Origin of the sequence: Propionicimonas sp., from assembly GCF_047606205.1 — a bacterium.
Classification (GTDB): domain Bacteria; phylum Actinomycetota; class Actinomycetes; order Propionibacteriales; family Propionibacteriaceae; genus Propionicimonas.
In genome coordinates this window covers 1-13,665 of record NZ_JASGES010000086.1, presented here as the reverse complement: position 1 = coordinate 13,665, position 13,665 = coordinate 1, and the positions used below count along the sequence as shown (strand labels likewise).

11 protein-coding genes and 1 pseudogene are annotated in these 13,665 nt (G+C 69.0%); 9 read left to right on the top strand and 3 right to left on the bottom strand.

The window, feature by feature from the left end:
* Positions 1-255 (top strand): annotated as a pseudogene (locus tag QM633_RS05795) (type II toxin-antitoxin system HipA family toxin); the annotation flags it as partial.
* A 32-nt stretch (positions 256-287) separates the two neighbouring features.
* Here QM633_RS05795 and QM633_RS05790 read toward each other — a convergent pair.
* The 3 genes from QM633_RS05790 to QM633_RS05780 form a co-directional block, all read right to left on the bottom strand.
* A complete protein-coding gene (locus QM633_RS05790; protein ID WP_415152785.1) occupies positions 288-1,214 on the bottom strand; it encodes an endonuclease NucS domain-containing protein in 927 nt (308 codons plus the stop codon).
* A gap of 294 nt (positions 1,215-1,508) precedes the next feature.
* On the bottom strand, positions 1,509-2,576 hold the full coding sequence (locus tag QM633_RS05785; protein ID WP_415152784.1) for a phospholipid scramblase-related protein: 1,068 nt from the start codon (positions 2,574-2,576) through the stop codon (positions 1,509-1,511).
* 4 nt (positions 2,577-2,580) lie between these two features.
* Positions 2,581-2,928, bottom strand: a complete 348-nt coding sequence (locus QM633_RS05780; RefSeq protein ID WP_415152783.1) for a DUF2510 domain-containing protein — start codon at positions 2,926-2,928, stop codon at positions 2,581-2,583.
* 242 nt (positions 2,929-3,170) lie between these two features.
* Between QM633_RS05780 and QM633_RS05775 the strand changes: the two genes are divergently transcribed.
* The 8 genes from QM633_RS05775 to QM633_RS05740 form a co-directional block, all read left to right on the top strand.
* Positions 3,171-4,163: a LacI family DNA-binding transcriptional regulator gene (locus QM633_RS05775; protein ID WP_415152782.1), complete on the top strand. Its 993-nt coding sequence runs from the start codon at positions 3,171-3,173 to the stop codon at positions 4,161-4,163.
* 60 nt (positions 4,164-4,223) lie between these two features.
* Positions 4,224-5,897: an ABC transporter substrate-binding protein gene (locus QM633_RS05770; RefSeq protein ID WP_415152781.1), complete on the top strand. Its 1,674-nt coding sequence runs from the start codon at positions 4,224-4,226 to the stop codon at positions 5,895-5,897.
* 66 nt (positions 5,898-5,963) lie between these two features.
* Positions 5,964-7,367, top strand: a complete 1,404-nt coding sequence (locus QM633_RS05765; protein WP_415152780.1) for a hypothetical protein — start codon at positions 5,964-5,966, stop codon at positions 7,365-7,367.
* Positions 7,367-8,473 carry a glycoside hydrolase family 172 protein gene (locus QM633_RS05760; protein ID WP_415152779.1) on the top strand — a complete coding sequence of 369 codons (1,107 nt, stop codon included), beginning with the start codon at positions 7,367-7,369 and terminating at the stop codon, positions 8,471-8,473. The genes QM633_RS05765 and QM633_RS05760 overlap by 1 nt, the downstream gene beginning before the upstream one ends.
* Positions 8,474-8,476: 3 nt before the next feature.
* The gene (locus QM633_RS05755; protein ID WP_415152778.1) at positions 8,477-9,454 is read left to right on the top strand and encodes an ABC transporter permease; all 978 of its coding nucleotides are present in this window, start codon (positions 8,477-8,479) and stop codon (positions 9,452-9,454) included.
* Positions 9,455-9,459: 5 nt separating this feature from the next.
* Entirely contained in the window at positions 9,460-10,389 is a 930-nt protein-coding gene (locus QM633_RS05750; RefSeq protein WP_415152777.1) for an ABC transporter permease, read from the top strand.
* Positions 10,386-12,227: a dipeptide ABC transporter ATP-binding protein gene (locus QM633_RS05745; protein ID WP_415152776.1), complete on the top strand. Its 1,842-nt coding sequence runs from the start codon at positions 10,386-10,388 to the stop codon at positions 12,225-12,227. Before QM633_RS05750 ends, QM633_RS05745 begins: the two co-directional genes overlap by 4 nt.
* Positions 12,228-12,298: 71 nt before the next feature.
* Positions 12,299-13,665: glycoside hydrolase family 32 protein (locus tag QM633_RS05740; protein WP_415152775.1), on the top strand; the 1,367-nt coding region annotated here is incomplete at its 3' end.

Here is a 13,665-nt window from a genome sequence, read left to right as displayed (position 1 = left end):
CCGGGCGACGGCAGGATGGCGCTGGCGGTCAACGGCAGGTATCGGCACCTGGAGATCACCGGCAACGACCTGGTGGAGGAGTTCGCGTCCTGGGGCGTGAAGCGAGCCGAGGAGACGGTACGAGACACCCTCGACCAACTCCAGACCATCATCAACGAGGAGGATCCGCTGGCCGGGGCCTTCCCCCGTCTCCAGGAGCAACTCTCGGGCTTCGTCCACAACCTCCGTCATGGCAGCCCTGTCGGCGGCCGGTAGATCGCGGCAACGCCGCGCAGCCCGGCCCGGCGTCACGCCTTGGTCAGAGCGAACTTCACCTGGTAGCGGTAGAAGTCGATGTTGGTGGCCACCGAGAGCGCTCGCCTGATCCGGAGATCATCGTCCAAAGCGATGATCACGCCGCGGACAGCCTGGGTCGGCTCGGCCACCTGGTCCTTGATGTAGCCCATATAGCGCTGGATCTGTCCGACGACGGAGTCGCTCGCCTTTCCCCGCTTCAGTTCGACGACGAGCAGCTCTGTACGGTCCTTGCTTACCGCCAGGATGTCGAGCGGACCAGTGTCGCTGAGATACTGCCGCCCGATCTGCGTGCCCTCCTCGTCGCAGTAGATGTCGTAGCCCTTCCCCAGCTCAGTCTTGGCCCAGTTGTCGACGAGGAACTCCTCCAGGTACTTCTCCAGCGCGAACTGAACAGGATCCTCGACCTCGGGATCTGTAGAGACCAGCTGGGGTGGAGCCTGCAGCAGACCCTCGATCTCTGCCAGGTGCTGGCTGATGTTCGCAAGCGTGGCCGGGTACCTGTCGGTCGAGCGCCTCAACTCAGCGCTCATCCCGTCGCGGTCGATCGTCCCGAACTGCCACGAGACCGGCCGGCGATGCGGCAACGCTTCGCCTGGGCAGAACATGTACGGGCCGGTCACCTGACCAACCCGGAGATGGCCGGCAGCATCCGGCGTGACGACGAAGTCCCCATCCTGCATCCCCTTGCCGATGGTCCAGATCGTGCCGCAGGCGAGTCCCGCAGCCACCTTGCCCTTGCCGGGGTTCAGCTCGAGATAGCGCGGAATGTAGGCCTTGTTGAACGCCGTCCACTCGTCGGGGAACTTCCCGGTGAAGTCGTCGACCATGCCGTAGTCGACCCCGATGTAGCCACGCTCGACCGCGTCCTGGGTGAAGGCTCCTTGCTTGCCGAGTCGGATGAAGTAGCAGCCTGCCATCGGTGTTCTCTCCTGTCGCGCTGAGCCTCCGTCAGAGTAGGCCGCCCGGTCGGCGGCTGCCTGCGATTCGCATGAGTGAGCGGGCTCATTTCGAGCGCGGTCTGAGGATCGAACGCCTGTTCCGTCCGACTCCCGCCGGACTATCGGCCGCCGCCGTGCCTGGCCCAGGATGGCGGCCGCCTCCCGTCCACTTCGACGTGGTCCCACGCCGCTCCCGGTTGCAGCGCCGGCGTGCGGCAGATCAGCCACAACCCCGTGTTCCCTGCGGACGGTCGTCGCGACGCAACGAAGGCGTCAGTCCCAGGAGCGTCTTCTTGAGCGCGTGTCGAGCGAAGGGTCACCTTGTTTGAGGGATAGGTCCAGGGCCAGCGGCGTGGCGACGACGAGCGTACGCAGGGGCTCTGAAAGGCCCACGTGGATCTGCAGGGTGTAGTTGTCGGCCCTGGTGAGCGCCTCCTTGGTCCACCCGGCCCAGTTCTTGGTGACCCGAGCGATCTCACCGCCCCCGGCATCGTCGATCCGGAACTCCCATTCAGTGAGGTCCTCGGCATGGATCGAGCCAAGGACGTGGCCTCCGGCCCGGATGGTGAATCGGGCATGCCCGTGCTTGATGAGCGGCCCGGCCGCCACATCCCGGGCGAGGCCGGCGGCGCCGGAGAGTTCGGCGGCGGCACGCGTCGCTCCACCCACCGCATGTTTCGCCACCCATCCCGCAGCCTTCCCCGCGACTGAGCCGAGGGCTGCTCCAGCCGCGGCACCGACATACCTGCCGGCGAAGTAGGAGGCATTCTGGAGCTGGTTGTCTGCGAGATGCACCACGCCGTTTGCGAGGTCGGAGGTCTCCTGCACGATCTCACCGACAGGCCGTCCATCCGCTCCGCCGATGAAGACGGTGCGCTTTTCGAAGTCCCGCTCAGGGAGTGCCGCCGTCAGTACGAGGTGTCCGGATACGTCAGCAACCTCCAGCCAGTAGGCACGGTCGCCATCCGTGCGATGTCGCTGGCTGTCGTACAGGCGTGCAGCCAGATTCCGCCCGACTTCGCTCGCCGTGCCCAGCCGCCGCCCCCGAGGGTCGAAGATCCTGTATGCGACCTTCGATCCGAAAGGCTGAGCCTTCTGGTTGATCACCAGCAGCCGTTGCGCAAGAAGGTCATCGGCACCGGCGTCGGGCATCGACGCCCGACCGTCCGGCTCGACCTCCCCCGAGCGGTCCGCCGAGGGCTGAGTTGTCAGGATGGCAACGGGGTCCAGCCCCTGCCAGCCCCGGGCGGCAACGTGCTGAGTCCATTGCTGCCCGTCCCAGAAGCGTTGGTCGAAGCGCCCCAGCGGGTCGGGATACCAGTCGGCGAGTGGCGACGGCACCACGTCACCTCCAGAAGACCAGGAGCAGCGTGACCCGATCCCGCACCTGCATGGCACCATCCTTGGACTGCAGATCGACGACCTTGTCCAGGGTCCAGCCCTGACTCGCCCACCTGTTCAGCACCGCGTCCAGGTCGTTCACCACCGCCGAATGACCGAAGACCTTCATCGGGATCGCGACCGTCGTTGATCCGTACTGCTTCTGGCGTGGCGGCGGAGGTGCGGCCATCGCCGGGGAAACGGGCTTCGGCGCCGCATTCACGGCGCGCTTTCCGGTGTAGGCCGACCCGTCCCAGTACAGCTCCGCGGACGGGTCACTGGGGTCCCGATACCAACCGGGTTGCGCGCTCACGAGTTCAGTCTGGCATGCTCCGCGGCCGTCCGAACGAGCCGGACGCGGGCGCCGACCTGCCGTCCCCCGACGCCCGTCCCGCGACGTCGCACTGAGTGTCGGGATCCTGGTCGCCTCATTCCGGAAGCCGATGCCCTCACCCAACCCTCTTGACGCCCCAACTGGAGCGCGTTAGCCTTCTAACGCGCTCTAGAAGTGAGCCGCGAAGCAGGGAGTCAACGGTGAGTCCGAGAGCCGTCACGATGAGTGACATCGCCCGCAGGGTGGGTCTTTCGCGCTCGGCCGTGTCCTTCGCCCTCAACAACGAGAACCAGGTCTCGGAGGAGACCCGGTTGCGGGTGGTCGCGGCCGCCGCCGAGCTCGGCTATCGCCCGAACGCGAGCGCGCGTTCGCTGGCGAGCAGCTCGACCGAACTCTTCGGGCTGGTCACCGACATCGTGACCACCCCCTTCGCCGGAGACCTCATCGCCGGGGCGCAGGACGCGTTCTGGTCGAAGGGCAAGTCCCTGCTCATCGTGGGCACCGACCATCCGGACCGTCCCGAGAAGCGGTCGCTGGAGATGATGCTCGAGCACCGCGTGGGCGGGATCATGGTCGCGACCACCTACAACCGGCCGATCAAGGTACCCAAGGCCCTGGACGGCACCTCGGTGATTCTCGTCCACTGCTTCGACGCCGCGGGGCTTCGACCCTCGGTGGTCCCGGACGAGGAACTCGGCGGCTACACCGCCACGAAGATGCTCCTCGACGCGGGCCGCCGATCCCTCGGCATGATCAACCTCGATCCCGACCTCCCGGCAGCCCGGGGACGCCACGAGGGCTACCTGCGTGCGCTGGGGGAGCTCGGGATCCAGCCCCGCCCGAGCGTCGTCGTCTCCGCCGGCGCCGACGCCGACGGCGGATACGAGGCCGCCAAGCAGCTCCTCTCCACGCAGCGTCTCGACGGCCTCTTCTGCGCCAACGACCGGCTCGCGATGGGCGCCTACCAGGCGGCCGGCGAGCTCGGCCTGTCGATTCCCCAGGACATCTCCGTCGTCGGCTTCGACAACCAGGAAGTCATCGCACGGTTCCTGCGTCCCGCGCTGTCGACCGTCGCACTCCCCTTCCGGGAGATGGGACGGATCGGCGCCGAGCTGCTGATGCAGAGCGAGGCCGAGCCGGCCCATCCAGAAGATGGCCGGCCGGTCGCCCAAGTCGTGGTACCACCTCCACCCGTCCCCAGAGCATCGATCTAGACCGGCCGCTGCTCCCACCGCACAAGTCGCCGCACCCGTTTCAATGATGAAAGGAAGCTCATGAGCCAGCCTATGCGTCGCTTCTGGCGCGCGTTAGTTGCCAGCGTGGCGGTCGCCGCCACAGCGCTCAGCCTCGCCGCCTGCACCGGTCAACCGTCAGGCGGGGGCAGCAGCGGGAGCGCAAAGATGCTGCGCATCGCCCAGATCGGCAACGCCTCGTTCGTCCGCAACTTCAACCCGTTCTCGCCCACGTCCCTGGGCACGACGAAGACGGCCGTCTACGAGTCGCTCGTCGTGACCAACCTCGCCAAGGGCGAAGTGGTGCCGTGGCTCGCCAAGAGCTACGAGTGGAGCAAGGACGGGCGCACGCTCACCTTCCACCTCAACGACAACCTGACCTGGTCCGACGGCCAGGCCCTGACCGCCGACGACGTCGTCTACACCTTCACGCTCGCCAAGAAGGTGCTCGGCGAGTCCACCTACGACTACGTGTCCTCGGTCACCGCGCCCGACCAGACCACGGTCGTCTTCGCGTTCTCGCGGGCCTACACCCCCGGCCTCGCGGAGATCGGGGTGCAGCCGATCGTGCCCGAGCACGTCTGGTCGACGATCGACGACCCGGCGAAGTACCAGAACCCCGATCCGGTGGCCTCCGGCCCGTTCACCCAGGTGTCCAACTTCTCCGCGCAGTCCTACGACCTGCTGCGCAACCCCAACTACTGGCAGAAGGACAAGGCGAACTACCCGGGGCTCCGCGTGGTCGCCTACGGGGGCAACGACGCGGCCAACATCGCCGCGATCAACGGCGACATCGACTGGGGCCTGGGCTTCATCCAGGACATCCAGACCACCTACGTCGACAAGGACCCGCAGCACCGCGGCTACTGGTTCCCGCCGGTCGGGTCCACGATTGCGCTCACGCTGAACACCACCGTCAAGCCGCTCGACGACGTCAACCTCAGGAAGGCGATCAGCATGGCGATCGACCGGAGCGACGTCGTCAAGACCGGAATGAGCGGCTACGCGGAACCGGCCGACTGCACCGGCCTGAGCGCCGCCTACGACTCGTGGCGGGATCCGGCGGTGTCCGGCAGTTGCGACTGGACCACCTACGACGTCGACGGCGCGAAGGCGCTGCTGGACAAGGCCGGCTACAAGGTCGGCGCGGACGGCATGCGGGTCGCGCCGGACGGCCAGCCGGTGGCGTTCACGATCGGCGTCGGGTCGGCCTCGACCGACTGGATCTCCGTCGCCCAGGTGATCTCGGACGACCTCGCCAAGGTCGGCATCAGCGCGAAGCTGAAGGTCCAGGACTGGTCGCAGATCAACCAGGCACTGTTCGGCGGCACCTTCACCGGCAACATCGCCTGGAGCCAGGCCGGGATCACGCCGTACGACTACTACCGCTCCGCGATGTCGTGCACCACGGTCAAGCCGGTGGGCAAGGACGCGACGCAGAACTTCCAGAGGTTCTGCAGCAAGGAGGCCGACGCGCTGTTGGACCAGTTCGCGGCGACCTCCTCGGAGGACGAGCAGCACGCGATCATGAACAAGCTGCAGGCGCTCTACTCCCAGCTCGCCCCGACGATCCCGCTGTTCCCCGGGCCCGACTGGGGCGCCTACAACAGCACGAACTTCGTCGGCTGGCCGAGCGAGGACAACCCGTACGCGACGCTGTCGGTGAGCGAGTCGAGCGCCGTCCTGGTGTACACGACGCTGACACCGCGCAGCTGACCTCTCCTGGGGGAGGGGCGATGCCGGGCCCCTCCCCCAGCCACCCGACACCGAGGAACACCCACCATGCACCGCTTCTACAAGCCAGACCACGCCCGCTTCGGCGACACCATCCCGTTCTTCTGGGACGGCGAATTCCACATCTACTACCTCAAGCGCTATGCCGACGACACCCACGACACGCCTGAGACCCACTGGTGGCACATCTCGACCGTGGACTTCGTGAACGTGACCGAGCACGGCATCGCGATTCGCCGCGGCGGGGCCGAGGATCCCGACTACTCCGCCGCCACCGGCAGCGTCGTCCGGATCGGCGACGAGTTCCACGCCTACTACACCGGCTTTCGCGCGTGGCCCTCCGCCACGGGACGCCACCAGACCGTCCTGCGGGCACGCAGCAGGGATCTGGTCGCCTGGACCAAGGACCCGGACTTCGCCCTGCTCTCCGACACCGACCAGTTCGATGCCGACGAGTGGCGCGACCCCTTCGTGTTCCGCGACGACGAACAGGGCGGGTACCGCATGCTGATCGCCGCGCAGCGCACGGACGGGCCCGCCACGCGGCGCGGGGCGACCGCGATGGCGACCTCCCCCGACGGGCAGACCTGGACGGTGGACGACCGCCCGTTCTGGTCGCCGGGGCTCTACTCGATGCACGAGTGCCCCGATCTCTTCCGGCTCGGCGACTACTGGTACCTCGTCTACTCGACCCTGACCGACCGGACCGTGACGCGCTACCGGATGAGCCGCAGCATCGACGGCCCCTGGGTCGCCCCGCCCGTCGACGAACTGGACGGCCTGGGGCTGTACGCGGGCAAGACCGTGTCCGACGGCGAGCACCGCTACCTGGTCGGGTGGGCCACCAACCGGGTCGCCGGCCACGACGACGGCGCCTGGCTGTGGGGCGGCAACCTGGTCGCCCACGAGATCACCGCCGCCGAGGACGGCACCCTCCGGGTGCGCCAGCCGGCGGTCGCACGCGCCGAGCTCGAGCGCCGCGCGGTCGGCGCGCCGACCACCGTGTCGCGCCGCCTCGAGGCACCCGAGGGCTACGCCAGCGTGTCGCTGGCCCCGCTCCCGAGGTCCGGCTTCGCCGACCTGCGGCTTCACCCGGAGGCGGGCGCCAGGGCGTTCGGGGTGGAGCTTCGCGTCGACGACGACCGGCGACACGGGTACTCCGTGACCTTCGAGCCGGCCACGCACCGGGTGGTGGTGGACCGCCTCGACCGGTTCGGGTTCGACCGCCCGCTCGACATCCTGCCCATGGACGTCCCGCCCGGCCCGCTCGACGTCCGCCTCGAGTTCGACGGCGAACTCTTCGTGCTCTACGTCGACGGCAGGGCGATCACCGTTCGCGGCTACGATGTCGCCGGTCCCGACCTGGCCGTGTTCGCCGTCGAAGGCTCCCTGAGCGTGGACTGCACACTCCACCGGCTCCCCGAGCCGGGCACGCCGGACGGGGAACGATGATGGCCGGCGCCGACTGGCCCGGTTCGCTGGCCGCCGCCCTCGCCCGTGGCTCCCGATCGCGGTCGATCACCGCGGAGAACCCGGCCGGGGCGGCCGGTGCGGGAGGCACCGCGTCGTCCATGCTCGGCGAGGGACGCAAGGGCGCACCGTGCGTGACGCTTCCTCCCGGAGTCGAGACCGAGCTCGCGGCGATCGACGGTGCGGGAACGATCACCCACCTCTGGATGACCGTCACCGACCACACCGGAGCACTGGGCTTCGTCCTGCGCGACCTGGTCCTGCGCGCCTACTGGGACGACCAGGACGTTCCCGCCGTCGAGGTGCCGCTGGGCGACTTCTTCTGCAACGGCGCCGGCCAGCGCAGCCTGCTGACGTCCGCGCTGGTCGTGGTCGCGCCCACCGCCGGGATGAACGCCTACTTCGAGATGCCGTTCGCGACGGCGGCCCGCATCACGATCGAGAACCAGCACCCCGTGGCGGTCGAGGGCCTCTTCTACCAGATCGACTACCGGCAGGAGCCGGCCGGCCAGGACGACCCGCTCCGGTTCCACGCCCAGTGGCGCAGAGAGAACCCCACCACACCCGGGCACGACTACACGATCGTCGAGGGCATCGAGGGCGCCGGCGCCTACATCGGGACGTTCCTCAGCATCACCCAACTCGAACGCTACTGGTGGGGCGAAGGCGAGATGAAGTTCTTCATCGACGCCGACCGCGAACTTCCCACGATCTGCGGAACCGGCACCGAGGACTACTTCGGCGGGGCCTGGGCGTTCCAGGATCGGCTCTCCGCCGAGGTCGAGCCCCAGGTCTTGACCTTCTCGGCGCCGTACGTCGGGTACCCGACCTACACCACCCGCGACAGCTCGCGGCAAGCCGTCTACGCCACGGCGATGATGCCGCTGCACGGCATTTACCGCTGGCACGTGCCCGACCCGATCCTCTTCCACCAGGGCCTGCGGGTCACCCTGCAGCAGATCGGGCAGAAGGGCGCCGACCTCTTCGAACGCTCCGACGACGTCTCGTCGGTCGCGTACTGGTACCAGGACTCGCCCGGCGGCGGCAGCTACCGGCTCCCGCCGCGAGCGACCAGGGAACCGAGGTAGTCCATGGGTTACGTACTGAAGCGCCTCGGCTCCTACGTCATCGCGTTCTGGGCCTCCTTGACGATCAACTTCCTGCTCCCCCGGCTGATGCCGGGCGACCCGGTCGGCCGGATGCTCAGCGGCATGCAGGGCACCATCACCGACGAACAGCTTGCCCAGTACCGGCACCTTTTCGGCCTGGACGACCGGCCGATCTGGCTCCAGTACGTGCAGTACATCGGGGACGCCTTCACCGGCAACCTCGGGCTGTCCATCTCGCAGTTCCCCACGCCCGTCATCGACATCATCACCGCACAGATCGGCTGGACGATCCTGCTCGGCGGAACGGCCCTGCTGATCGCCGTCGCCCTCGGCAACGTCCTGGGCATCCTGGCCGCCTGGCGTCCCGGCGGCATCATCGACTCGGTGTTCCCGCCGGTCCTGGTCTTCGTCGGTTCCTTCCCGTACTTCTTCCTCGCGATGAGCGCGCTGTACCTGTTCGCGATCATCCTGGGCTGGTTCCCGCTCGGGCAGGCGTTCACGCTCGGCCTCACACCCAGCTGGTCGTGGGAGTTCGCCGGGGACGTGCTGTACCACCTGGTTCTTCCCGCATCGACCATCGTCGCGGTCACCCTCGGCGGCTGGATGCTCGGCATGCGCAACACCATGATCGCGACCGCCGCCGAGGACTACATCACGATGGCGCGCGCGAAAGGTCTGCGCGAGGGCCGGATCATGTTCCGCTACGCGGCACGCAACGCACTGCTGCCGAGCGTGACCTCCTTCGGCATGTCGATCGGGTTCGTCGTCGGCGGCGCGCTGCTCACCGAGGTGGTGTTCGCCTATCCCGGCATCGGCTACCAACTGCTGCTCGCCGTCCAGGCGCTGGACTACCCCCTGATGCAGGGCATCTTCCTGACCCTGACGGCCACCGTCCTGGTCGCCAACTTCCTCGTCGACATCGTCTATCTGCGGCTCGACCCGCGAGTGAGGGTGAGGTGACCACGATGTCTGTGGCGAACACCCTGACCGACGCCCAGCTCGAGCCGGGCCGGGGCGACAACGACGGGACCGCGCGGCGGCGCTCGCACTTCCTGCACCAGCTCCTCCGCAACCGCAAGGCGCTGTTCGGGCTGGTCGTCATCGTGATCTTCCTCCTGGTCGCCGTCCTCGCCCCCGTCCTCGTGCCGGGCGATCCCCATGCCCGGGTCGCGTCCGGTTCCCGGGCGCCCGACCTCCAGCACGTGTTCGGCACCACCCAGAAGGGCGAGGACGTGCTGGCGTTGCTGATCTGGGGGTCGCGGAGTTCGCTCGGGATCGGCTTCACCGTCGGAATCCTGGCGACCCTCACCGGCGTCCTCGTCGGGCTGGCCGCCGCCTTCTTCGGGCGGATCGTCGACGACGTGCTGTCGGTGCTGACGAACATCTTCCTGCTCATCCCCGGCCTGCCGCTGCTGGTCATCCTGGCCGCGTTCCTGCCGCCGGGACCGGGAAGCATCGTGCTCGTGCTGGTCGCGACCGGATGGGCCGGATCGGCTCGGGTGATCCGGTCGCAGGCCCTCTCGGTGCGCGGGAAGGACTACATCGATGCCGCCATCGTCACCGGCGAACGCCCGGTCGTGCTGATGTTCCGCGAGATCCTGCCGAACATGGCCTCGGTCGTGATGAGCACCTTCCTGGCCTGCGTCATCTTCGGGATCGGCGCGCAGGCCGGCCTGGAGTTCCTCGGCCTCGGCGACGTGTCGGCCGTGAGCTGGGGGACGAACCTGTACTGGTCGAGCATCGAGGGTTCGCTGATTCGCGGTACCTGGTGGACCTTCGTCCCCTCGGGCACCTGCATCGCACTCATCGCGTTCTCGCTCGCCATGGTCAACTACGCCGTCGACGACGTCACCAACCCGCGACTCGCCCGCCGGTCGGGAAGGAGGCGGCGGTGAAGGGCAGCCGAGCGGTCCGCTCCGACCAGCACACCTCGCCGTCCGCCGGCGACCGGGACATCGTCCTCGACGTCCACGACCTCTCGATCGCCTACGAGACCGGCCGCGGCGACCTGACCGCCGTCGACCACGTGTCGTTCCAGATCGCCCGTGGCGAGACCTTCGGACTTGCGGGGGAGTCCGGGAGCGGCAAGTCGACGATCGCCAACGCCATCCTCGGGCTCCTGGGCGATGCGGGACGAGTCGTGTCCGGAAACATCCGCTGCGAGAACGTCCAGGTCGCCGACCTGTCCGGGGAAGCGCTGCGGATGTTCCGCTGGAACGAGGTCTCGATGGTCTTCCAGAGCGCGATGAACGCGCTCAACCCGGTGATGACCGTCAGCGCCCAGATCGTCGACGTCCTCACCACGCACACCGGGCGTTCCCGGCGCGAGTCGCAGGCCCGTGCGCTGGAGCTGCTCGACCTCGTCGGGATCGACGCCACCCGGGCGGGCGCCTACCCGCACCAGCTCTCCGGCGGCATGCGGCAGCGGGCCGTGATCGCGATCGCGCTCGCCCTGGAGCCGACGCTGCTGATCATGGACGAGCCGACGACGGCGCTCGACGTCGTCGTGCAGCAGGAGATCATCCAGGAGATCAAGGACCTCCAGGCCCGCCTCGGGTTCGCGATCCTCTTCATCACCCACGACCTCTCCCTGATGGTGGAGATCTCGCACCGGATCGGCGTGATGCGGAACGGGCGCCTCGTGGAGTCCGGCGACGCGAAGCAGGTGTACACCCGGCCGGCGCACGCCTACACCAGGCAGCTCATCGAGGCCTTCCCCGCCGTCGGTCAGCCGACAGCCGCCGAACCTCGCCCGGCCGCCACGGCGTCGACACCGTCGGAGCCTCCGGTGGTGCGTCTGTGTCAGCTCTCCAAGGTGTTCCGGGTGGGCGGGTTCCGCCGCCGAGACGTCGTGGCCGTCAGGGACGTGGACCTCGATCTCGCACGGGGCGAGATCCTCGCCCTGGTCGGGGAGTCCGGAAGTGGCAAGAGCACGGTGGCGAAGATGCTCGCCCGGCTCGAGCAGCCCACCTCGGGCAGCATTCTGCTCGACGGCAAGGACGTCCTCGCCCAGGAGGGCCGCCGGGCCAGCCTCCGCTACCGCAGCGACATCCAGATGGTGTTCCAGGATCCGTTCGGCTCGCTCAACCCGGCCCACCACATCTCCCACTTCCTGGAACGTCCCCTGATCCTGCACCGGCACGACCTGGACGCAGCCGGGCGACGCGAGGAGGTGGAGTCACTGCTCCGGTCGGTCGAATTGGATGCCGAGCTGCTGGAGCGGTTTCCGCACGAGCTGTCCGGGGGCCAACGGCAACGGATCGCCATCGCCAGGGCGCTGGCGGCCGGTCCCCGGGTGATCCTCGCCGACGAGCCCACCTCGATGCTCGACGTCTCGGTGCGGATGGGCGTCCTCAACCTCATGAAGGGGCTGCGGGACAGCCGGGGCATCTCGATCCTCTACATCACCCACGACCTCGCGGCCGCCCGCTACCTGGCCGACACGACGGTGGTCATGCTGCGCGGCAGCCTCGTCGAGGGCGGCCGCAGCAACGAGATCATGGACGATCCCCGGCACCCCTACACCCGGCTGCTGGTGTCCGCCGCCCCCGATCCCCTGCGCGAGGCGAGCTACGACCGGGCCGAGCGCTCGGCCGCACGCCTGGCCATCGACGAGCTGGTGAGGCGCCGCAGCGACACCCCGCCCGGCGCCGCACCGCGCGAGCGGACGTTCCTCTCCGGGACCCACTGGGTCGATCGGCTCGATCTGGACGTCGGGCCGGCCACCGACTGAACGAGCCCCGCGTCCGATCCGGCCGCGCGGCCGGCGTCCCGCCCACCCACAACCCCAGGAGGAACAAGCCCATGACGGAAACGGGCGCTTCCGTTGACCCCGATCCCCGATCTGCCCGGTCCGGGCAGGATCCGCATCGCCCGGGGTTCCATCTCACCGCACCGCGGGGTTGGCTGAACGACCCGAACGGGCTGTGCCAGTGGGACGACGTCTTCCACCTGTTCTACCAGTACAACCCGCAGGCCCCGGTGCACGACCGGATCCACTGGGGCCACGTCACGAGCACGGACCTGGTCCACTGGCACGACGAGCCGGTAGCCCTGGCGCCGTCGCCCGGCCCGGACGCGGCGGGATGCTGGAGCGGCGTCCTGGTCGACGACCGCGGGACGCCGACGCTGGTCTACTCCGGGCACGAGCCCTCCCGGGGCCCCACCCAGACCTGCTGCGTCGCCGTCGGCACCGCGGACCTGCGCACCTGGACGAAGGACGCCCGGAACCCGGTGATCGACGGCCCGCCGCCCACGCCCGCGGTGACCGAGCTGCGCGATCACACCGTGTGGCGCGACACGGGACGCTGGCACCAGGCGATGGGGTCGGGCATCGTCGGCCGCGGCGGAGCCCTTCTCCACTACACCAGCGCCGACCTCCGGGACTGGGACTACCGGGGCCCGCTGCTGACCGCGAGCGAACTCCCCGCGGGCGGGCCCTTCAACGGGACCACCTGGGAGTGCCCCGACCTGTTCTCCCTTCCCGGCTCCGCGGGGGAGTCGCGTCACGTCCTGGTGGTGTCCGCCTGGGACGACGGCCGCACGCTCTACCCGCTCTACGTGACCGGCCGGCTGACGGCTGACCGGTTCCTCGCCGAGGCTCCCCCGCGCCACCTGGATCTGGGCCTCCGGCACTTCTACGCGCCGCAGTCCTTCGCCGCAGCGGACGGGCGCAGGATCCAGTTCGGCTGGGCGCAGGAGGCCCGGCCCGAGACCGAGATCCTCACGGCCGGCTGGTCGGGAGTGATGTCGCTGCCCCGAGAGCTCACCCTGGGTCCGGACGGCGGCCTGGCCGCCGCACCGGTCAGCGAGGTCGACGCCCTGCGCGCCGGCGGCGGAGAACACGTGCGGCTGTCCGGCGGCACCGTCCGGCCCCGGCTCTGCGGGGACCAGCTCGATCTGAGCGCCGACATCGAACTGCTTCCTCATGGAACCGTCGAGGTCGCGGTGCGGGCCACCGCGGACCTGCGGGAGGCGACCTTCGTGCGCCTGCAGCGCGCCGGCAACGGGACCACCCGGCTCGTCCTCGACCGCAGCAGGAGCCGGCTCGCCGACGACGCGTCCGACTACGACCTGATCGAACTGGGCGGCGACCTGCCGTCGCTGGTCGACGACCGGCTGAGCCTGCGCATCATCGTGGACCACTCGATCATCGAGGTGTTCGCCGCGGG